The 20,892-nt window shown below is 65.3% G+C and carries 17 protein-coding genes and 2 pseudogenes; 5 read left to right on the top strand and 14 right to left on the bottom strand.

All coding sequences use genetic code 11. The features are described 5' to 3' along the window. Nucleotides 1–171, bottom strand: a pseudogene (locus A2X88_05355) (IS110 family transposase). Nucleotides 172–1,100: 929 nt separating this feature from the next. Between A2X88_05355 and A2X88_05350 the strand changes: the two are divergent. From A2X88_05350 to A2X88_05330, 5 genes and pseudogenes are all read left to right on the top strand, one after another. Beyond that, nucleotides 1,101–1,418: pseudogene (locus A2X88_05350) on the top strand (hypothetical protein). Then, nucleotides 1,415–1,726 carry a transcriptional regulator gene (locus A2X88_05345; protein ID OGP34306.1) on the top strand — a complete coding sequence of 104 codons (312 nt, stop codon included), beginning with the start codon at nt 1,415–1,417 and terminating at the stop codon, nt 1,724–1,726. Before A2X88_05350 ends, A2X88_05345 begins: the two are co-directional and overlap by 4 nt. Before the next feature lie 226 nt (nt 1,727–1,952). Continuing rightward, the gene (locus A2X88_05340) at nt 1,953–2,420 is read left to right on the top strand and encodes a methylglyoxal synthase (GenBank protein ID OGP34305.1); all 468 of its coding nucleotides are present in this window, start codon (nt 1,953–1,955) and stop codon (nt 2,418–2,420) included. 1,219 nt (nt 2,421–3,639) lie between these two features. Continuing rightward, nucleotides 3,640–4,089 carry a hypothetical protein gene (locus A2X88_05335; protein OGP34304.1) on the top strand — a complete coding sequence of 150 codons (450 nt, stop codon included), beginning with the start codon at nt 3,640–3,642 and terminating at the stop codon, nt 4,087–4,089. A gap of 161 nt (nt 4,090–4,250) precedes the next feature. Continuing rightward, nucleotides 4,251–4,580 (top strand): hypothetical protein, encoded by a 330-nt coding sequence (locus A2X88_05330; protein ID OGP34303.1) that lies wholly within the window; start codon nt 4,251–4,253, stop codon nt 4,578–4,580. Here the strand turns inward: A2X88_05330 and A2X88_05325 are convergent. The 13 genes from A2X88_05325 to A2X88_05265 form a co-directional block, all read right to left on the bottom strand. Further along, the gene (locus A2X88_05325) at nt 4,567–5,316 is read right to left on the bottom strand and encodes a 1-(5-phosphoribosyl)-5-amino-4-imidazole-carboxylate carboxylase (protein ID OGP34308.1); all 750 of its coding nucleotides are present in this window, start codon (nt 5,314–5,316) and stop codon (nt 4,567–4,569) included. The genes A2X88_05330 and A2X88_05325 overlap by 14 nt on opposite strands. Further along, nucleotides 5,313–6,608 (bottom strand): hypothetical protein, encoded by a 1,296-nt coding sequence (locus A2X88_05320; protein ID OGP34302.1) that lies wholly within the window; start codon nt 6,606–6,608, stop codon nt 5,313–5,315. Before A2X88_05320 ends, A2X88_05325 begins: the two co-directional genes overlap by 4 nt. Before the next feature lie 4 nt (nt 6,609–6,612). Then, the gene (locus tag A2X88_05315; protein OGP34301.1) at nt 6,613–7,863 is read right to left on the bottom strand and encodes a hypothetical protein; all 1,251 of its coding nucleotides are present in this window, start codon (nt 7,861–7,863) and stop codon (nt 6,613–6,615) included. Then, entirely contained in the window at nt 7,860–8,948 is a 1,089-nt protein-coding gene (locus A2X88_05310) for a thiamine-phosphate kinase (GenBank protein OGP34300.1), read from the bottom strand. The genes A2X88_05315 and A2X88_05310 overlap by 4 nt, the downstream gene beginning before the upstream one ends. Then, on the bottom strand, nt 8,945–11,353 hold the full coding sequence (locus A2X88_05305) for an endopeptidase La (GenBank protein ID OGP34307.1): 2,409 nt from the start codon (nt 11,351–11,353) through the stop codon (nt 8,945–8,947). The genes A2X88_05310 and A2X88_05305 overlap by 4 nt, the downstream gene beginning before the upstream one ends. 151 nt (nt 11,354–11,504) lie before the next feature. Further along, complete coding sequence (locus A2X88_05300) at nt 11,505–11,945, bottom strand: hypothetical protein (protein OGP34299.1); 441 nt, start codon at nt 11,943–11,945, stop codon at nt 11,505–11,507. Beyond that, nucleotides 11,942–12,811: a UTP--glucose-1-phosphate uridylyltransferase gene (locus A2X88_05295; GenBank protein ID OGP34298.1), complete on the bottom strand. Its 870-nt coding sequence runs from the start codon at nt 12,809–12,811 to the stop codon at nt 11,942–11,944. The genes A2X88_05300 and A2X88_05295 overlap by 4 nt, the downstream gene beginning before the upstream one ends. Continuing rightward, complete coding sequence (locus A2X88_05290; GenBank protein OGP34297.1) at nt 12,808–14,826, bottom strand: hypothetical protein; 2,019 nt, start codon at nt 14,824–14,826, stop codon at nt 12,808–12,810. The genes A2X88_05295 and A2X88_05290 overlap by 4 nt, the downstream gene beginning before the upstream one ends. Nucleotides 14,827–14,839: 13 nt before the next feature. Beyond that, nucleotides 14,840–16,831, bottom strand: a complete 1,992-nt coding sequence (locus tag A2X88_05285; protein ID OGP34296.1) for a hypothetical protein — start codon at nt 16,829–16,831, stop codon at nt 14,840–14,842. After that, on the bottom strand, nt 16,828–17,937 hold the full coding sequence (locus A2X88_05280) for a molecular chaperone DnaJ (protein OGP34295.1): 1,110 nt from the start codon (nt 17,935–17,937) through the stop codon (nt 16,828–16,830). The genes A2X88_05285 and A2X88_05280 overlap by 4 nt, the downstream gene beginning before the upstream one ends. Before the next feature lies 1 nt (nt 17,938). Beyond that, nucleotides 17,939–18,529 (bottom strand): nucleotide exchange factor GrpE, encoded by a 591-nt coding sequence (locus A2X88_05275; protein OGP34294.1) that lies wholly within the window; start codon nt 18,527–18,529, stop codon nt 17,939–17,941. A gap of 54 nt (nt 18,530–18,583) precedes the next feature. Further along, entirely contained in the window at nt 18,584–19,621 is a 1,038-nt protein-coding gene (locus A2X88_05270) for a heat-inducible transcription repressor HrcA (GenBank protein OGP34293.1), read from the bottom strand. A 79-nt stretch (nt 19,622–19,700) separates the two neighbouring features. Next, the gene (locus tag A2X88_05265) at nt 19,701–20,888 is read right to left on the bottom strand and encodes a hypothetical protein (GenBank protein ID OGP34292.1); all 1,188 of its coding nucleotides are present in this window, start codon (nt 20,886–20,888) and stop codon (nt 19,701–19,703) included. Between the last annotated feature and the right edge of the window lie 4 nt (nt 20,889–20,892).

Genomic DNA, 20,892 nt, shown 5'->3' with positions numbered 1-20,892 from the left:
CACCAAGTCTTCCCGGTAGGGGGCGATCACGGCGAGGAAGGCGTCCGGTTTGGCTCGGAGATTTTTGTGGACGAGGACCGCGCCCTCCTGGTTGAGAATGCACACGTAGATTGACCTCGCGTGGAGGTCCACGCCGCAGTAATATTTGTGCTGCTGGGTGTAGAAACGCATCCGCTCTCCTCCTTTCGCGTCGGGGATTCCCTGGAAGGGTATCCCGACAGGTCCCGCGGGGGCACCAGAGGGAGGGGGGCATGAACAGGATCAACGGGTTGCAGCTGACGGCTCCTTCAGTCACGCTTTTATGTTTCTCGTTGGTAAAAGCGCGCCTTCGGCCCGCAGCTTAAGCCGAGCGTTAGCCCGGCTGCGCCGGAATGGATGAGAAATAATAGAAGATTTGATATCCTGCTTCCCAGGATGATGTGAAAGAAAGGAATGCATAGTAATGCCCACAGTGAAAATCATTGGGGCGTATCGGTTTTTCTTCTACAGCAACGAGGGAGATGAACCGCCACATGTTCATGTGAAGCGAGAAAAATGTTCGGCGAAATTTTGGCTCCGTCCTGTTGCTCTTGTGTATACGAGTGGTTTCAAGGGGGCGGAATTGCGAAAATTAGAAAAAATAATCAATCAAAATAGCGCGCGATTTATGGAGGCATGGGATGCGTACTTCAAAGGCTGAAGTTTTTGCACGGGCACAGGATGTTCGAGTAACGGCAGATGATTTGATTGTCGATCTTACTGATGGAAGGAGCATTACTGTTCCGTTGGCTTGGTTCCCGCGTTTACTGCATGCAACCGCTGCACAAAGGAGAAAATGGGAACTTATTGGTGAAGGCGAAGGTATTCATTGGCCGCTGATAGATGAGGATTTGAGCGTTGCTGGATTACTTCGTGGTACTCCTGCCCCGCCAAAAACCCGTCGCGCGGGCTAACAACGGCTTGAAGCTGACGGCTCCTTCGCGTTCACGCTTTTTCTATTCCTCGCGGGTAAAAAGCGTGCCCGCTCGGCCCGCAGTTTAACCGGAGCGTTAGCCAGATTTTTTCCGATCCAAACCCCATATCCTTCTTGCCATATATACGCCATTGACGTATATTGAGATATGCTCTTTATTGGATCGCCGATATTCACCAAGGAGGTTCGAGCGCTCCTACGGGACGATGAGTAGCGCGCCTTGCAATCCGCCATTCTCCTTCGTCCCGAGCAAGGCACTGTCATCACTGGCAGCGGTGGTCTCCGAAAACTTCGATGGGGCATATCGGGGAAGGGCAAGCGGGGAGGTATACGCGTGATCTACTACTGGGAAAGAGAGCAGTACACGATCTACATGCTGTTTTTGTATCCCAAGTACAAGCATGAGGACCTGACGTCGGCACAGCTCCGAGTACTCAGCCGCCTGGTCCGGGAGGAGTTCAAATGAAAAAACAGGATTTCGATAAACTCGTTGAAAGCGTGAAGCAGGCAGGAAAAATCCGGCGCGGAGAAATGAAGCCGAGCCGCACGTTCAAATTTCGGCCTGCTGATATCAAGGCAATCCGGGTTCGTTTAGGAAAGTCGCAGACTGAGTTCGCGTTGATGATCGGTGTGAGCGTTGCGACTCTCCGGAATTGGGAACAGGGACGTCGAAATCCCGAGGGCCCGGCCCGGGCACTTCTCAAGGTTGCAGCTGAGAATCCCGAGGCCGTCGCGGAGGCCTTGGGTTTCGAGTCTATATCGAAAACTGGCTAACAGGCTGAAGCTGACGGCTGCCCTGCAGGAGATCGTGTGGCCCCGCAGCTTAGCCTGAGCGTTGATACATTGGAACAAGACCATAATAACAACTCCATTGATGGGCAGCATACCATTTGAGTCGACAAGCGATAACTTACTACAGTACGTGATACAACTGTTGGTCGCTCAATATACGAAGATATAAGGGCTGTTTCGATATTGCAGGAAAAGGGGAGGCCTTTGTATGACTCACAAAAAAATCGCCATGGAACATGATAAGAAGATCGCTCTTGTCGCGCACGACAACAAGAAGAGCGATCTGATTGAATGGGCAATATATAATCGAGTGCTCTTGGCTCACCACAGAATATATGCGACAGGGACAACCGGCGAGATCTTGGAACAAGAGCTTGGCGTTAAAATCACCAAACTCCAGAGTGGACCATTGGGCGGTGATCAGCAAATCGGAGCCAAAATAGCTGACAACGAGGTCGATTTTCTCATCTTTTTCTGGGATCCGCTTGAACCGATGCCCCACGATCCAGATGTCAAGGCGCTCTTGCGCATGGCGGTCGTTTGGAACATTCCGATTGCCTGCAATCGCGCCTCCGCCGATTTCATGATCTCCTCTCCCTTGATGGATAGCCATTATGATCGTCTTGTGCCCGATTATGATGTGTATCGTACACGGAAGATAACCAGGGACGAATGAGCAGGGTAAATCGCCGCCGAGTTGGCCGGAGAAGACAATTTTTTCTAAATTCATTGCTCAGTGACTAACCGGTTGAAGCGAACCAAGCCCCTTGCTTGTTCAAGCTTGGCCGCTTACCCGGATTCGCCGGCACAGCCACCTCGGTCAAATTAGTCCGCACGACTTTGAACAGGCAGCGTCAAATCAGGCCTGACGGTTGTCTACGAAATCGGGGGAAGTCCATAAGCGTCATGAAAAATCGACGTTCGCTACGACGGCGGGAGAAGCAAAAATTTCCAGGGGAATTCCCGTGAAAGAACACCTGTATGGATATTATGCTACTCGTATTTATCTTCCGTTATCATCGCTTTCACGACGCTGGAGGAGGTGTTTTCATAGATATAAATACCGGAAGGGTCGCTTCCTGCAACAGACGCATTTACCCATAGTCCATTGGTCGAGCTGCACGAATGTGTGGATACCGCGGGTATGGGAGCAAAAGAAATCGAGCGGAAATGTGCGAATCAGCGAACTCGGCATCCTCTCTGCCTTTGCTGCAAGTTGCGAAGATCTGACAAATATCTTTGAAATAGGCACTTTTGACGGTCGGACGACTTTAAATCTGGCATTGAATTCACCTCCTGATTGCATGATTTACACTCTTGATCTCCCCCCAGACGGTAAGACAATGTTCGCTATTGACGCCGGAGAACGTCACATGGTTGATAAGCCTAAACCTGGTTCCCGTTACGATAGATATCGTGGCCTGGTTCCCGTGGGAGTCGGGAAAATACATCAACTACTGGGCGATTCAGCAACGTTCGATTACAGTCCATACAGGAACTCCTGCTCATTGGTGTTTGTGGATGGCTCTCACGCCTACGAATATGTTATGTCCGATACGCGCGCAGCCATGAGTATGGTTAAGAAAAACGGAGTCATCATTTGGCATGATTATGGAATCTGGGAAGGAGTTACGAGAGCTTTAGAAGAATTGGAAAACCAGGGGAATTTTGGCCTTCGTAATATTCGTGGCACAAGCCTCGTGTATTGGAAGAAGGAATAAGGTTTTCTGTCTACGTTTGATAAATGGCACCTGACTAAAAGCTGAGGGCGATTCCGACTCCCATTGGTGGATGATGAGCACGCTGGTTCTGACGATACCGGTCGTCTACCCGGAGGATCGGGAACGGTATTCCTCCAACGAGGATGCGGCCGACGACGCCGCGAGGAGCGGAGGATGGGGCGAACCTATTTTGAGGACCTGAGAGAGGGGGAATATCTTCCGTGCAGGCCGTTCTCCCTGGACCGGTCCGAGATCATCGAATTCGGAAAAAAATACGACCCCCTCCCCTTTCATGTCGAGGAGGCGGCGGCCCGGGCTTCCCTGTTCGGCGGACTCATCGCCTCGTCCCTGCATACCCTGTCGGCATGCACCCGCGTCGTGGTCGAGGCCCAGGGAGACGTCGCGATCCTGAGCGGCCTGGGGATCGACGAGGTGAAACTGTTCCATCCCGTAAGGCCGGGAGATGTGCTTTCGGTGAAGGCCCGCTGGTCGGATCTCAAACGGTCGCGCAGCAAGCCGGATCGGGGGATCGCGGGGTTGAAGTGCACGGTTTCGAACCAGCGGGGGGAGACCGTCGTCGAATACGGGTACCGGTATCTGGTCGCCTGCCGGGAATCCGCCTGAGGCATCACACCCGGTCGAAACCGGCCTCTTCTGCGAGGGGATCCGCCGGCTTTTCTTCGGGAAGGGACTCGTAGCATATAAGAATCCCAGGAAAGAAGAGCGGCGCGTCGTCCGAAAAGAACAGGAAGAGGGTTCTTCATCTCCCGCGACGGGAGGTCGACATGCAGTACACCGAGGGACAGAAAACGGAATTCCGGAAATCCTTCGCCGCGAGGCGCCGCAGGCAGTTGATGGTTTCCGTCCCCATGTTCCCGCTGATTTTCGGAGTGATCCTCCTGGAAAAGAGGGGACAGGCGGCGGACATCGGAGTCGAAGCGGGCAGCCTCGTCCTCTTCCTGTTCCTGGCCATCGCCGGAGCGATCGCCTTTTCCCTCTGGAACTGGCGATGCCCCGCCTGCAGGCGGTATCTGGGGAAGCAGATGAACCCGAGATTCTGCAGCGAGTGCGGAGTGGGGCTCCACCAGGCCGTCGGGACGCCTACAGCCGGTTGATCACCGAAGAGATCACACCGGCGCCGAATCCGTTGTCGATGTTCACCACGGCGACCGTCGGGGCGCAGGAGTTCAGCATCCCCAGCAGCGCCGCGACCCCGCCGAAGCTCGCGCCGTAGCCGACGCTGGTCGGGACGGCGATCACCGGCTTGTCGGTCAGCCCTCCCACCACGGAAGCCAGGGCCCCCTCCATCCCGGCCGCCACCACGATGACCCGGGCCTCGAGCAACGCCTTCTTCTGCATCAGCAGCCGGTGGATCCCCGCCACTCCCACGTCGAAGAGCCGCTCCACCCGGTTCCCCAGGAACTCCGCGGTGACCGCGGCCTCCTCCGCGACGGGGATGTCGGAGGTGCCTGCGGTCACCACCAGGATCTTCCCCTTCCCGGTATCCGCGGGCTTCTTCGACCGGATCACCAGGCAGCGCGCCTCCTGGAAGTGCTCCGCCCTGCGGAAAACGCGGCGGACCGCCTTCGCCTTCGCCCCGTCGATCCGGGTGATGAGGACGTCGGAGCCCCCCTTGCGCATCGCCTTCGCGATCGCGACGACCTGTGCGGCGGTCTTCCCCTCGCCCAGGATCACCTCGGGCACCCCCTGCCGGATCGTCCGGTGATGGTCCACGCTGGCCATCCCCAGACTCTCGAACGGCAGGGAGCGGATCCTGCGGAATGCCCCCTCCACGGAGGATTTCCCATCGGCGACCTCCCGCAGCAGCCTTCTCAACCGTTCCGCCGTCAATCCGTCCCCTCCCACATCTCCTCGCCGGGCCCCTCGTCCTCCTCCTCGGAGGAATCCACCTTTCCTTCCGCCCCTGCAACTCGCACCCGGATCTCCTTGACCGCCCTCTCCGTCGCCTTCTCCACGGTGAAGACGGCGCCCCGAACGGAAAACGACTCCCCCGCCCGGGGGATCCCTTCGGCCAGCGAGATCAGCATCCCCCCCACCGTGGAGTATTCCCCCTCCGGGAGACGGACCCCGATCTCCTCCCCGAACCGGTCGACCTCCATCCTCCCGAGCACGAGAAACTCCCCGGGCGCGACCTTCCTATAGTATTCGATCGCCGGCTCGTATTCATCCTGGATCTCCCCGACGACCTCCTCCACGACATCCTCCGCCGATACGATCCCGGTCACCCCGCCGTATTCGTCCACCACGATGGCGAAGGAGACTCCCGCCTCCTGGAACCTGCGCAGCAGTTCGTCGATCGGCATCAGCTCGGGCACGTAGAGCGCCTTCCGCATCAGGGGAAGGATCGGCTCCCCGGGCGGGCGCCCGACGATGTCGATGACGTGCAGGTAGCCCACCACGTGGTCGATCCGGTCCCGGTAGACGGGGTAGCGGGAATGCCCCTTCCGCGCGGCGAGCGCGGCGGCCTCCCGGCAGTCCGCCCCTTCCGGCAGGGCGACGACATGCACCAGCGGCCGGAAGATGTCGGCGACCTTGGTCTCCCCGAAGTGGAAGACCCTCCGGACCATCGCCCGCTCGTGCGCCTCCAGGTCGGAGCCGGACCGGCTCATCTGAAGCAGGAGCTGAAGCTCCTCCCGGGTCAGCATCCCGTGGATCGGGCCGCCCCCTCCGAACGGCTTGGCCAGGATGCGTGCGACGAACGCCGTGACCGAGACCAGGGGGTAGAGCGCGACCTGGGCGACCCGGATGAAGCGGGCGGCGGGCCCGGCCAGCCGGTCCGCCCGGGGCTGGGCGAAGCTCTTCGGGACGATCTCCCCGAAAAGGATCACGAGGGGGGTGATCACCGCCACGGAAATCCATGCCGCCCGGTCCCCGTAGCGGGGAAGGAAATGGGCCGTGGTCAGGACCGTCGAGAGGACGATGAAGATGTTCGTCCCGGTGAGCGTCGTGGCGAGCGCGCGGTCCGGACGCCCGAGCAGCCGGAGGGCGGCCGCGGCTCCCCGGTCCCCCCGGCGGGACCGGTCGGTGAGCCGGTGCCGGTCGGCGGAGATGAGCACCATCTCCGCCCCGGTGAAGAGCCCCTCCATCAGGAGACAGAGCGCGATCGTCAGGGCCAGTCCCATCGCCTCAGCCCGTCCCCTCCTCCAGATTTTTGACGCCGACCTCGACGATCCGGATCCCCTTCACCCTCTCCGCCGTGAACCGGCAGGCCCCCAGCACGATCGAGTCGCCACGACCGGGGAGCCTGCCGAACTCGTGAAGGAGAAGGCCGGCCACCGTGTCCCACTCCTGGTCGGGAAGACCCGCCTGGAAGGCATCGTTGAAACGGTGGATGGGGGTCTTCCCGAGCACGCGCCAGGAGCCGTCCGGCCGCTCCAGGATCTCCTTCTCCTCCCGGTCGTGCTCCTCCCGGATCTCCCCGAAAAGCTCCTCGAGGACATCCTCCAGCGTGACGATCCCGACGATCTCCCCGAACTCGTCGACTACCAGGGCGAGGTGGACCTTGCGCCGCTGGAAATCCTGCAGCAGGAGGGGAAGCTTCTTCGAGGAGGGAACGACGAAGGGTGGCTTGAGCAGGTCGGCAAGGTCTGTTTCTCCCTCCCCTTCCGCCCACAGCCTCAGCATGTCCTTGAGGTAGAGGATTCCGACGACGTTCTGCCGGGTTCCCCGGTAGACGGGAATCCGGGAGCGCCGGTACTTGCCGGCCTGCTCCAGGAGCTCCCGCCGCTGGATCTCCACGGACACCATGAACACATCGGCCAGCGGCGTCATGATCTCCCTCGCCCGCTGGTCGGTAAGCTCGAAGATGTTGTGGATCAGCTTCCTCTCGCCCGGGTCGAGAAACCCGTTCTCCCCGCCGACGTCCACGAGGGCGCGGAACTCCCGCTCGGTGAGCCCGCGCCTCTTCCCCGCCACCTTGCCTCCCCCCAGGAGGCGCAGGATTCCCTCGGCCAGCGTCTCCACCAGCCAGCGAACAGGGGCGACCGCCCGGGAAAAGAGCCGGAACGGCCCCGCGGCGAAGAGGGAGAAGGATTTCGCCCGCGGCCACACGATCAGCTTGGGGGCGATGTCCCCCAGGATCAGGATCCCCAGCGTGCCGGCGGCGAGGGCCACTACCTCGCCGTGCGCCGGGACCAGCGGGATCAGCAGCACGGCCAGCAGGGAGGAGATGGAGACGTTGACGATTTCGTTCCCGATGAAGATCGTCGCGATCAGGCGGCTCGGCCGCTCGAGCATTTTCTCTACGGTGGCCGCCATCCGGTTTCCCTCGCGTCTCCACTTCAGCAGGTCGACCCGCCGGAGGGCGAAGAAGGCGGTCTCCGTCGCGGAGAAAAAGGCGGAGGCGAGGAACAGGAACGGGAGGATCAGGATCTTCATCGACGGGATTGACCCTCCCTGCCCCCCTTGCGGGAACCGGTTCCCGGGGAAGGGGGCGCCGGGAAGTGGGAGAACCCCACCGGCAGGTCCGCATCCTCCATCCAGGAGCCGTCGGCCCGCAGGACCCGGATCCCCGGCCGCCCAGTCACCACGCCGATCGGGAACACCCGCGCGGGGAAGGAGCGCGCCGCGCGCCGGAACGCCGCGAACCGGCCGGAACGCACGGCCATCAGCAGCTCGTAGTCCTCCCCCCCCGCGAGGAATGCCGACACCGGGTCTTCCCCGAGCGAGGAAGCCGCCTCCCGGAACCTTTTCGAGAGCCGGAACGCACGCTCGTCCAGCAGGGCCCCGCCGCCGCTCTCCCCGAGCATCCGGCGCAGGTCGGGCAGCACCCCGTCGCTCACGTCGATCATGGCCGACACCGCGCCCGACCGGGCGGCGGCGATCCCCTCCTGAAGACGGGCGACCGGTGTGAGATGGGACCGCATCGCCTGCCTCCGCCACCCCCTCGGGGCCTTCGGACGCCCCCTGGAGAGCAGCCGCAACCCCAGGAACGACCATCCCGGGTCCCCGGTCAGGTAGAGGAAGTCCCCGGGACGCGCGCCGTTGCGCCGGATCTCCCGGCCGCGCCGGATCCTCCCCACCAGGGCCAGCGAGAGGGCGAGCCGCTCTCCCCGGCAGGTATCCCCCCCCATCAGCCGGGTCCCCGAGGGGCGCGCGGCCTTTGCCATGCCGCCGAAGATGCCGGAGAGCAGCGCCAGGGGAGTGTCCGGCGGCGCCGCCACCGACACCAGGTAGCAGTCGGGCGAGGCGCCCATTGCCGCGAGGTCGGAGAGGTTCGCCATCAGGGCCCGCCAGCCGACCTCCTCGGGGCGGAAGTAGCGGAGGTCGAAGTGAACCCCTTCCAGGAGCATGTCCGCGGTAAGCACCAGCTTCCCGCCCCGGGCGGGAAGCACGGCCGCGTCGTCGCCGATGCCGAGTTCGCCCGGCCGGACCGGACCGCCGAACCGTCGGCGCACGTGTTCGATGAACCCGGATTCGCCGAGGTCGCGGAGTAGCCCCCGCAAGGGGCGCTCCCGCTTCACCGCCGGGTCCGGTTCCCCGCCCCCGCGCTGCGCGTTGCCGCCGCGGAGCGTTTCGTCCCGGCCCGGGGCGTTCCCTCCGGGTCCCCGGCGCGGAACGGATTTTTCGTGAGCGCCTTCGCGATGACCTCGTCCATGTTCCGTGCCAGCGAGAAGGTGAACTGCCTCGCCTCGTGACGGGGGATCTCCTCCAGATCCTTCCGGTTCTGCTCCGGCACGATGACCTCGGTGATGCCGGCCCGCAGGGCGGCCAGCGCCTTCTCCTTGAGCCCCCCCACGGGGAGCACCCGCCCGCGGAGGGTGATCTCCCCCGTCATCGCGACGTCCCGGCGGACCGGGATCCCGGTCAGCGAGGAGATCAGCGCGGTGGCGATCGTGATCCCGGCGGAGGGCCCGTCCTTGGGTATGCCCCCGGCCGGCACGTGGATATGGATGTCGAACTTCGCGTGGAAATCCTTCGCCAGCCCGAGGCGCGAGGCGCGGGAGCGGGTGTAGGTGATCGCCGCATGGGCGCTCTCCTTCATCACCTCCCCGAGCGATCCGGTAATCGTCACGCTTCCCTTCCCCTTGACCAGGGAGACCTCGATGAAGAGGATGTCTCCGCCCGTCGGGGTCCAGGCCAGCCCGGTGGCAACTCCGACCTCGTCCTCCTCCCCTTCCGTCTCCGGGAGGAATTTCTGGATCCCGAGGTACTTCGAGAGGTTCCCGGAGGTGATCCGGTACGGTCCCTTCTCCCCCTCCGCGATCCTTCGCGCGATCTTCCGGCAGATCTGGGAGATCTCCCGCTCGAGGTTGCGCAGCCCCGCCTCCCGCGTATACTGGTGGATGATCGCCAGGATCGTCTTGTCGGTGATCCGGACCTGCTTCTCCGTGATCCCGTTCTCCTCCAGCTGCCTCGGCAGGAGGAACTGCTTCGCGATCGCCAGCTTGTCCACGTCGGTGTACCCCGAGATCCGGATCACCTCCATCCGGTCCTTCAGGGCGGGAGGGATCGGGTCGATGATGTTCGCCGTGGTGATGAACATCGTCTTCGACAGGTCGAAGGGGACGTTCAGGTAGTTGTCGCTGAAGGCGAAGTTCTGCTCGGGGTCGAGCACCTCCAGCAGCGCGGCGGAGGGGTCGCCCCGAAAATCGGCCCCCAGCTTGTCGATCTCGTCCAGCATGAAGATCGGGTTCCGGGTCCCGGCCTGCTTGATCCCCTGGATGATCCGACCGGGGAGCGCCCCGACGTAGGTCCTCCGGTGTCCCCGGATCTCCGCCTCGTCCCGCACCCCGCCCAGCGACATCCGGACGAACTTGCGCCCCATCGCCCGCGCGATCGACTTCCCCAGGGAGGTCTTCCCGACCCCCGGGGGCCCGACGAAGCAGAGGATCGGCCCCTTGATCTTGTCCTTGAGCTTGCGGACCGAGAGATACTCGAGGATCCGCTCCTTGACCTTCTCCAGGTCGTGGTGGTCCTCGTCGAGGATCTTCTTCGCCTTCGCGATCTGGATGTTGTCCTTGGTCTCCTTCTTCCAGGGGAGCTCGATCATCCAGTCCAGGTAGGTCCGGACCACCGAGGACTCGGCCGAGTCGGGGTGCATCCCCTCCAGCCGCCGGAGCTGCTTCTCCGACTCCTTCTGCACCTCCTCCGGCATCCCCGCGGCCTGGATCTTCCCCCGAAGGTCCTCCATCTCCTCCGACTTGCCGTCGGCGTCGCCCAGCTCCTGTCGGATCGCCTTCATCTGCTCGCGCAGGAAGTACTCCCGCTGGCTCTTCGACATCTCCTCCTTCGCCTGGTTCTGGATCTTGGCCTGCATCTCCGCCAGCTGGAGCTCCCGGGAAAGCAGGTTGTTCACCAGGGTCAGGCGGGCGACGGGGTCGATCTCCTCCAGCACCCCCTGGGCCTCCTCGAGCTTCAGCCGGAGATTGCTCGCGACCAGGTCGGCGAGGACGCCCGGGTTCTGGATGTTCTCGGTGACCATCAGGATCTCGGCCGGCATGTTCTTCAGGGAGAGGATCTTCTCGATCTTCTCCCGGCAGGAGCGCATCAGCGCCTCCACCTCGAGCGACCCTTCCCGTACCGGCGGCTCCACGAGCCGCTCGATCCGCACCCGCACGAAAGGACGGGGCTGGAGGAACTCCTGGATCCGCGCCTTCACCACCCCCTGGATCAGGATCTTGAGCCTGCCGTCCGGGAGCTTCAGCATCCGCATGATCATGGCGACCGTTCCGGTCCGGTAGAGCTCCTCCAGCGCCGGCTCCTCGGTCGAGGGGTCCTTCTGGGTGGAGAGAAAGATGTACCGGTCGCGGGAGAGCGCCTCGTCCACCGCCGCGACGGAGGCCTCCCTTCCGACGAACAGGGGAAGCGTCATGTAGGGGAAGATGACGATGTCGCGCACCGGCATCATGGGAAGAACGTCCGGGATCTCCGGGGCGCTTTCCTTTCCCTCGCCCTCGGCCGGCCCCGCGGACGGACCCTTCTCCGGTTCCGGCGTTTCCGCCTCCTGGCTTTCCGGATCGTCCTTCCTGATCGGTTCGTCGGTCATGTCGATCGCCCCCCCTGGATTCGGATGCGCCTCACCGTTCGTCCTCGATCGGGATCCGCCGTCTCCTTCCCCGCCGCTCCTCGCATTTCGGGATGCACAGCGAGAGAACCCCCCCCTTCAGCGTCGCGCTCACATGGGCCATGTTCAGGCAGCCGTTCATCTCGAAGGCCCGGTAGAACCTCCCGAAGGTCCGCTCCAGGCAGAGGAAGGAGACCAGCGCCCCGCACGACTCCTGGACCTTCTCCCCGGTCACCTCGATCGCCATCCCCTGGACGAACACCCCGATGGAGCGCACCGGGATTCCGGGAAGTTCCAGCCGGATCGTGATCCCGTCCTCGGTCTCGTGGATATCGGCCGGAGGAAGGATCCCGTGCTCCCCGGCCAGGTCCTGGATCGTTACGCGGCTCCGGGAAGTGACCAGCAGCGTGGCCTCCCCCTCCTCGACGTTCCGTTTCTTGGGCGTCCTGCTCACTTCGTTTTCTCCTTTGCCAGAAAGGCGCGCAGTCCGGGGCCGATCTCCCGGTCCTTGAGGGCGAAGGCGATGTTGGCCATCAGGAATCCCAGCTTGTCCCCGGCGTCGTACCGGACCCCCTCGAACTCGTAGGCGATCACCCGCTCCTGCTCCAGCAGCGACTTGATCGCGTCGGTGAGCTGGATCTCCCCGCCCGCCCCCGCGCCGGTCCGCTCCAGGACCGGAAAGATCGAGGCCGGCAGGATGTACCGGCCGATCACCGCGAGATCCGACGGGGCCTTGGCGGGCCTGGGCTTCTCGACCATGTCCAGCACCTCGTGCACCCCGGGGGCGAGCCTCTTCCCCCGGATGATCCCGTACCGGGACACCTGCTCCTTCGGGACCCGCTGGATCGCGAGCACCGCGTCGGCGCCGAACCGGGAGCCGACCTCGATCATCTGGCGCAGCACCGGCACCTTCGAGTCGATCACGTCGTCGGCCAGGATGACGGCGAAGGGCTCCTCGCCGACGATGTCCCTCGCCCGCAGGACCGCGTGACCCAGCCCCAGCGGCATGTGCTGGCGGACGTAGAAGAAGTCCGCCATGTCGGTGACCCGCTGCACGACGGCGAGCTGCGCCGCGCTCCCCTTCTTCCGGAGGATCTCCTCCAGCTCGAAGGCCACGTCGAAATGATCCTCGATCGCGTTCTTCCCCCGCCCCGTCACGATGATCATGTCGCGGATCCCGGAGGCCCGGGCCTCCTCGACCCCGTGCTGAATGAGCGGCTTGTCCACGAGGGGAAGCATCTCCTTGGGAGACGCCTTCGTCGCCGGGAGAAACCGCGTGCCGAACCCCGCCGCGGGGAAGACCGCCTTGCGTATCCTCATGCCTCCTCCCTCTGTTGTTCCGACCTGCTTCCGAATCGCCGGAAGAATTCCTCCACCTCGGAGCGGTTCCGCGTCCAGCGCATCGCCGGCAGGCTGTCCCGGAAGATCGCTCCGTATCCGCGGGTCACGATCCTGCGGTCGAGCAGGGCGACCACCCCGAAGTCGTCGCTCCGCCGCAGGAGGCGGCCGATCCCCTGCCGCAGCGCCAGCACCGCCTCCGGGACCTGGTATTCCGTGAAGGGATCCTCCCCCCTCTCCCGGATCGCCCGGATGCGCGCCGTGACGACAGGGTCGTTCGGCGGCGCGAACGGAAGCTTGTCGATCACCACGCAGCGAAGGGACTCCCCGGGAACGTCGATCCCTTCCCAGAAGGTCCCCGTCCCGACCAGGACGGCGTCCCGGTCCTCCCGGAAGGTCCGCAGGAGGTGGGACCGGGGCCCCTCGCCCTGCACGAGCAGCGGCACCGCAAGGCGCTCCCGCAGCACCCCGACCAGCAGCCCGAGGGTGCGGTAGCTGGTGCACAGGACCAGCGCCCCGCCCCCCGACGCGCGAAGAACCTCCGCGGTTTCCCTTCCGGCCGCTTCCGCAAAACCCTCGTCGGCCGGGTCTGGAATCCCGCGGGGAACGTACACCAGCGCGTTCCTCGCGAAATCAAACTCATTATCCACGATCAGTTCCCCAGCTTCAACACCGCCCAGTCCCACGCGCCTGCGGAAATACCCCAGATCGCCGGAAACCGAAAGGGTGGCGGAGGTGACCAGGACGGGGCGGGATCCGTCCCACAACCTCTCGGCCAGGACCGGCGACACCTCGACGGGTGTGCGGTGCAACACGACCGAGCTCCCCCGGCGCTCCCCCCAGGAGACCGCCTCCGAGGAATCGGCCGACAGCAGCGAGGAGAGATCCTCCGCGAAGGAGTCGACCCGCCGCAGGAGCCCTTCCGCAGCACCGGGGCCCTCCCCTTCGGGAACCCGGGAGCCGGGGCCCCCGGAGAGGGAAAGGGAAAGCTCCCCTCCCGCGCGGGCCAGCTCCCGGTAGGAACTCCGAAGCGGGGTCGCCGCACCGGGGGCGGGAAGAACGAACCGCCCCTCCCCCTCGCCGGCGGACCGGAAAAAGGCATCCGCCGCCCTGCGGAACTCCTCGGTGAGAGGGAGGATCCCCTCCCACTCCTTTCCCTCCGACGCCGCCGCGCGCCGGACGTCCCGGACGATCTCCAGCGCCCGCGAGAGCGAGACGGTGACGCCGAAGAATGCGGACGCCACCTCCTCGATCCCCTGGGCCTCGTCGAAGACCACGGCCTCCGCGTCGGGGAGCACCTCCCCGCCACGCTCCCCCGCGCCGCCGGATCCGCCCCCTCCCCTGCGGATCCGCAGGGAGAGCTCGGCGAAGAAGAGGTGATGGTTCACGACGACGATGTCGGCCGCGGCCGCCCGCCGCCGGACATCCGCGAGGAAACAGCGCTCGGTCTCCGCGCAGACGGAGAAATCGCAGGTTTCGCTGCGGGCATTCACCTCAGACCAGGCGTGGAAATCGTCCGGGACTCCGGGGCATTCGGAGAGGTCTCCGGTCCGGGTGCTCTCCGCAAACGCCTTCATCCGGCCGAAGAACGACGCCTCCCGGGAGAACTCGAAGAGCGGCTCGGAGGCGAACCGCTCCCACCGGCGCCTGCAGAGGTAGTTCTGCCGCCCCTTCACCACGACGCAGGAGAAGGGGACCCCAAGCGCCGCCCGGACGAGCGGGATGTCGTTTTCCAGGAGCTGCTGCTGGAGCGTCTTCGTGCCGGTGCTGACGATCGTCCGAACCCCCGCCAGGACGCAGGGGACGAGGTAGGCGAGGGTCTTTCCGATCCCCGTGGCCGCCTCCGCCACGAGGGTCTCCCCCCGGGAGAGAGCCTCCCCCCAGGCCTCCGCCATCCGCAGCTGCCCGGGACGGGGCTCGAACCCCGGGACCGCGGCGGCGAAGGAGCCGCCGGTCAAGAACGCCTTCCGCACCTGTTCCCGGAAATTCTCCCGCACGACGGCATCCCGCCTATTCGGCGACCGGGACCAGGCGCCTGGACTCCACCCGCATCAGCGACAGGTCGCGGTACATCTCCCCCGAAGGTCCGAAGCGGAACAGCCCGGTGACCCCCCGGAAGGTCTTCATCGTGGGGAGCCATTCCCGAACCGCCACACCCGCCGGGCGGGATTCCTCTTTCCACGACTCCAGCCGGTAGGCCTCCGACAGCAGCGTGGCACCGTCATATCCCACCGCCTCGAACCGGGAGGGTGCGTATCCCATCCCTTCCCGGAAATTCTTCCGGAACCGGTCCCCCTGGGGCCCCGGGAGGGCATCGGCGTAGTCCAGGGAGAAGACCGCCCCGTTCACCGCTTCCCCGCCTCTCCGGATCAGCTCGTCGGAAATCCCCCCGGAGAACCCCGCCATGGGGAGGTAGACGTTGTAGTACCGGAGCTGCGAGGCGAGGAGGAACAGCTTGTCCCACCGGTCGGCGATGACGATCCCCTGCACCGAGAGCTGCATCGCCTTTCCCTTCTCCTTGGTCCCGGAATGCTCCGAGAAGGCCCTGCTTCCGACCGCCTTCCGGATCGCCTCGGTGAAGTCGTTCGTGTCCGGATCGTAGGAGACCGTTTTCGACAGCACGATCCCCTGCTCCTTCGCTGCGGTCCTCACCGCATCGGCGAAACCCTCCCCGTATCCATTCGTCGGGTGGAAGAGGAGCAGCTCCTTCGCCCCTTGCCGGGAAAAGTGCTCCAGCACCGCGCGCGCCTCCTGGATCGGGGTCAGCCCGAACCGGAAGAGGAACGGCTTCTCGGGGATCGCCTTCTGCCCGAGGTAGAGCACGGGGGGGGAGACGGGGCCGAAGATCATGCTCACGGAGTACCCTTCCTCCCCGGTCAGGGGGCCGAGGATGCCCACGACCGTTCCGTCGCGGGCGGCCGCCTCGTACTCCCGGCGTGCCTCTTCCGGCCGGGCCGCGCTGTCCCGCCAGCGCATTACCGGGAAGAAGAGGTCCGAGGTCTCCCCCTGCGCCCGCCGCAGGGCGACCTCCGCGCCGGTGAGGATGGCGAACCCGATGTCGGCATGCTTTCCCGACAGGGGGAGGATCCCCACGATCTTGGGGCGGGAGGCGATGATCTGCTCGAGCCGGTAGAGCTGCCGGGCCGCCTCTTCCCCCCTCTCCCCGCCCGCGCGGGCGGCCTGCCCCAGGGCGAAGGCCCCCATCCCGGGATATCCCATGCGCGCGGCATGACGGCCGAGGACGAGGTAGAGATGCCCCTTGACCTCCGCCTCCTCCTCCTCCTCCGCCGCCTCGCGGAGTGCCGGGATCGAGGCGAGGGCGTCGATCAGTGCCTCCCGCTCCTTCCGCAGGTCGGCCGCCTCCTCCGGCGACCGCGCCGCGGCGATCGCCCGGCGGAACTCGTCCAGCCCCCGCGGAAGATTCCCTCCCGAGGCGTCCGCCCTCGCCATCACCGCCAGAAGTTCCACCGGCTCCGCGAGAACATAGTGCTGCGCGAGCAGCGACGCGGCGACCTGCCTCGCTTCGGGCATCCGCCGCAGCGCCCGGTAGATCCGGAACTTCAGCTCCATGGAGGAGAGGACGAGGAACCGCCCCCGCGACAGGGACACCGCCTTGTCCGCAGCCTCCAGCGCCTGCTGGTACTCCCTCCGGGACAGGAGCAGGTCCCCGACCCGCATCCAGACGAATCCCTTCCGCTCGTCGTCCGGAGCGCCGTAGGCAAGGTCGAGGAAGCGGGAGAGGGCCTCCGCCGCCTGTCCGGCCTGGAAGGCCGACTCCGCCTGCCAGAAGGAGAGAAGCGGCATCCCGAAAGAAACCGGTTGCGCCGCAGCGTTTTCCGTCGCCGGCCGGAGCACGGGGACCATCTCCGCCAGGGAAGGGGCGAGCGGCGGAGGCTCCTCCGCGGCGCTCGCGGCGATGCAACCGATCGACAGGAGAAGAACCAGGGCTCCCGCCGCCCTGCGGAACCGGATGGCGGAACGGCGGACGGAAACGCCCGTCAACCGAAGATCTCCTTCACCTTCTCGAAGAAACTCCGCGTGCTCGGACCCGGCGACTCCAGGGAGATCTGCTGGTACTCGGACAATAGCTCCTTCTGCCGCTTCGTCAGCTTTTTCGGAACCTCGACCACGACCCGGATGACGAGATTCCCCCGCCGGTAGGAGTTCAGCTGCTGGATTCCCTCCCCCTTCAGGACGAACTCGTGGACCGCCGGGGTCCCCGAGGGAACGGAGAGGGTCTTCCGGCCGTTCAGCGTGGGAATCTCGATCTTGTCGCCGAGCGCGGCCTGGGAGAAGGTGATCGGCACCTCGCAGAAGAGGTCCACCCCCCGACGCTGGAAAATCGGGTGCTCCCCGGCGGAGATCACGATGTAGAGGTCGCCCGGGGGGGCTCCACGCGTCCCGGCCTCCCCCTCCCCCCGCAGCTTCAGGCGCGTCCCGTTGTCCACGCCCGGCGGGATCCTGATCTTGAGCGGCCGGCGCTCCGTGACGGTTCCGCTCCCGGCGCAGGCCGGGCAGATCTCCCGGGTCACCTCCCCGGCCCCGCGGCATCTCCCGCAGGTCCGGGACATCGCGAAGAACCCCTGCTGCACGGTGACCTGCCCGCGGCCGCCGCATGTACCGCACCGCTCCGGACGGGTCCCCTTCTTCGCCCCCGATCCCGAGCACTCCCGGCAGTGGGTCTGCCGGGGGATCTCGACCTCCTTCTCGGTCCCGATCACCGCCTCCTCGAAGGTGACGGCAAGGTTGTAGCGAAGGTCGTCCCCCCGGCGGGTCCGCTCGCGCCCCATCCCGCCGAAGATCGTCCCCATCCCGAAGAACTCGTTCAGCAGGTCCTCGACGCCGCCGAAGCCGAACCCCCCGAAGTCGCCGAATCCCTGCCCCGTCGGCCCCGCGTGGCCGAACGTGTCGTACTGGGACCTCTTCTGGGCGTCGGAGAGGACGGAGTAGGCCTCGTTCGCCTCCTTGAACCGCTCCTCGGATTCCCCGTCGCCGGGGTTGCGGTCCGGGTGGTACTGGAGTGCGAGCCGCCGGTAGGCCTTCTTCAGTTCCTCCGCGGAGCAGTCCCGGGAGACGCCGAGCACCTCGTAGTAGTCCCTTTTTTGCACGTCAACCCTCCCGGCCGGCGGACCCGGATTCCGCGTCTTCGCCGTCGCCCGAAGGGGCGAACGGCGACTGGGCGACGGTCACGTGGGCGGGGCGCAGAAGCCTTCCGTTCAGCAGGTACCCCCTGCAGCTTTCCGCGAGAACCGTCCCGTCGGGAGATCCCTCCCTCGGAACCACTCCGACCGCCTCGTGCAGGTTCGGATCGAACGGTTTCCCGACCGCCTCGATCTGCTCCAGCCCGAACTTCCTCAGCCCGGCGAGGAGCTGGTCATAGGTCATCCGGACTCCGGACAGGATCGCCTCCGCCGCCCCCGCCTCCCCGGGCTGGGAGATCGCCCTTTCCAGGTTGTCCAGGAACGGAAGGATCGCGAGCAGCAGGCGCTCGTTCCCGAAGGAAACGATCGCCTCCTTCTCCCGGGCGGTCCGCTTGCGGTAGTTGTCGAACTCCGCGGCCAGGTAGGCCATCCGGGTCTTCACCCGGGAGAGCTCGTCCTCCTCCCCGTCGATCGGGGTCTCCCCGTGGTCGGGATCCTCCGCCCCGATCCGGATCTCCTCCCCGTCCTCCGGGTGCGGGTCCCTTTTTTCGTCCGTCATGACAACTCCCTCGCCTCCACGCGCCAGTCCGTCCGGTGTCGCGGAATTTCGCGGTTACCGATGCTCGAACATGGAGGTCAGCAGCCTGGCGGTGTACTCCACGAGAGGAATGACGCGCGAATAGTCCATGCGGACCGGCCCGATGAGCCCGATGCTGCCCATGGCGGATTCCCCCTGGTGATAGCCCGACGCGACCACCGAGATGTCGGGAAGGTCCTCCACCGTGTTCTCGGAGCCGATCGACACCTGGAGGGCATCCAGGTCGAGCGCCTGGTCCAGGAGACGGACGATCAGGCTCTTCTCCTCGAAGGCGCGGAGGATCCGCTTGAGCTTCTCCACATCCTCGGTGAATTCCGGCTGCTCCAGGATGTTCGCCCTCCCTTCGACGTACACATCCCCCGGCGGCAGATCCGAAAAGGCCCGGGAACTCAGCCGGAGCGCGCGCAGCATGATCCGGTCGTAGCGGGACTTCTCCCGCTTCATCTCGACCAGGACCTTCCGCCGCAGCTGGGGAAGGGTCAGCCCCACGGCCAGCTCGTTCAGGTAGACGTTGATCTTCTTCAGTTCCTCGTCGGAGACGTCCTGCTCCCCTTCGATCAGCCGGTTCTGGACCCATCCCCCCTGGAGGACGGTCACCAGCAGGATCCTGTCGCTGGACACCCGCAGGAGGCTCAGCGACCGGAGCGGCTGGTGCGACACGCGGGATACGACCACCACGCACGCCTGCCCGGAAAGACCCGACAGGGCGCGGCTGGCCTTCCGCACCAGGTCGTCCGCGGCGGCTCTCCCCCCCTCCGCCATCCGTTCCAGCTGCTCCCGGTCGGCCCGCACGAGCTCCCGCCTCTCCAGCAGGTGGTTCACATAGTACCGGAACCCGGCACCCGTGGGAATCCGGCCGGCGGAGGTGTGCGGCTGGGCGAGGAACCCCATCTCCTCGAGGTCCGCCATGATGTTCCGGATCGTGGCGGGAGAGAGACTCTGCTCCATCTTCTTGGAGATGGTCCGGGATCCCACCGGCTCCGCGGTCTCGATGTAGTCCTCGATCACGAGGCGGAGCACCAGCGACCCGCGGCCGTCCAGCTTTCCGTCCATTTCTTCCATCGTCCCGATAAATTAGCACTCCAATGCGAAGAGTGCTAAACACTACTGTAGCAACCCCCCGTCCGGGGTGTCAAGGCGCGGGATTGCGGGCGAACCCGACGGCGACGTCGGCGACGTTCGTCCCAGTGGGCCCCGTCCCGAGAAGGCCGGAGAGGGCCCGGAAGAAGGGATGCGAATCGTTTCGCTCCAGGTGCCGCTCCGGCGACAGACCGGCCTGCCGGGCGCGGGAACAGGTCGACCCGTCCGCGTAGGCCCCCGCGGCGTCGGTCGGCCCGTCGACGCCGTCGGTCCCGCCGCAGAGCAGCGCCATCTCCCGCTCCCCGTCCATCTCGATCGCCGCGGCGAGGGCGAACTCCTGGTTCCGGCCTCCCAGGCCGTTCCCGCGCACCGTGACCGACGTTTCCCCCCCGGCGACGAGAACCACGCTCTTCCCCGGCCCCGCGGCGGCGGAGGCGTTTCTCAGCGCCGCGACAAACCCGCGGGCGCAGGACCGGGCTTCCCCTTTCAGGAATCCCGGGAGCACCTTCACCCGCGCCCCCGAGGCTTCGGCCGCCTCCGCGGCGGCGGAGAGCGCGGTCCGGTTCGACCCGACCAGGAATGCCCGGACCCGCTCGAAGGCCGGATCCCGCGGCTTCGGGGTCTCGGGGATCTTCCCCGCCGCCCCCTGCTCGATGCGAAGCCGCACCGACGGGGGAACGGCCGAACAGAGGTGGAGGCCGACCAGGACCCGCAACGCGTCCCCGAACGTCGAGGGGTCGGGGGAAAAGGGGCCGGAAGCCACGACGGAGGGGTCGTCCCCGGGCACGTCGGAGAGCAGGAGGACCCGGACGGCGGCGGGACATGCCGCCGCCAGCCTCCCCCCCTTGACCGAGGAAAGATGCTTCCGGACCGTGTTCAGCGATACGATGCCGGCCCCCGAACGAAGCAGCAGGCGGGACACCGACTCCTTTTCCTCCGGGGTGATCCCCTCCGCGGGGGAGGAGATCATCGAGGAACCGCCCCCCGAGATCAGGGCGATCACCAGATCCCTCGCGTCCGTTCCGGTGAGCAGGGAAAGGATCCCTCGGGCCGCCTCACGGCTTCCCTCGTCGGGGAGCGGATGCCCCGCCCCGAGGAACCGGACCGGACCGGCTACTCCCTCCTCCCCGGCCGGGACCGCGAGAATCCCTGCCGCCACCCGGTTTCCGAGAATCGCCAGGGCCGCCTCCCCCATCGGCCGGCCGGCCTTCCCTCCACCGACGAGATAGACGTTCCGCACACCG

The sequence above is a fragment of the Deltaproteobacteria bacterium GWC2_65_14 genome (assembly GCA_001797615.1).
Lineage (GTDB): Bacteria > Desulfobacterota > Deferrimicrobia > Deferrimicrobiales > Deferrimicrobiaceae > GWC2-65-14.
The sequence above is the reverse complement of the archived record's forward strand: the minus strand, read 5'-3'. Positions and strand labels throughout refer to the sequence as shown.

What these genes read in the sequence shown, in the direction of transcription:
- A2X88_05345 (OGP34306.1), top strand. Translation starts at nt 1,415, where the DNA reads ATGAAAAAACAGGATTTCGATAAACTCGTTGAAAGCGTGAAGCAGGCA.
- A2X88_05340 (OGP34305.1), top strand. Translation starts at nt 1,953, where the DNA reads ATGACTCACAAAAAAATCGCCATGGAACATGATAAGAAGATCGCTCTT.
- A2X88_05335 (OGP34304.1), top strand. Translation starts at nt 3,640, where the DNA reads ATGGGGCGAACCTATTTTGAGGACCTGAGAGAGGGGGAATATCTTCCG.
- A2X88_05330 (OGP34303.1), top strand. Translation starts at nt 4,251, where the DNA reads ATGCAGTACACCGAGGGACAGAAAACGGAATTCCGGAAATCCTTCGCC.
- A2X88_05320 (OGP34302.1), bottom strand. Translation starts at nt 6,608, where the DNA reads ATGGGACTGGCCCTGACGATCGCGCTCTGTCTCCTGATGGAGGGGCTC.
- A2X88_05315 (OGP34301.1), bottom strand. Translation starts at nt 7,863, where the DNA reads ATGAAGATCCTGATCCTCCCGTTCCTGTTCCTCGCCTCCGCCTTTTTC.
- A2X88_05295 (OGP34298.1), bottom strand. Translation starts at nt 12,811, where the DNA reads ATGAGGATACGCAAGGCGGTCTTCCCCGCGGCGGGGTTCGGCACGCGG.
- A2X88_05275 (OGP34294.1), bottom strand. Translation starts at nt 18,529, where the DNA reads ATGACGGACGAAAAAAGGGACCCGCACCCGGAGGACGGGGAGGAGATC.
- A2X88_05270 (OGP34293.1), bottom strand. Translation starts at nt 19,621, where the DNA reads ATGGACGGAAAGCTGGACGGCCGCGGGTCGCTGGTGCTCCGCCTCGTG.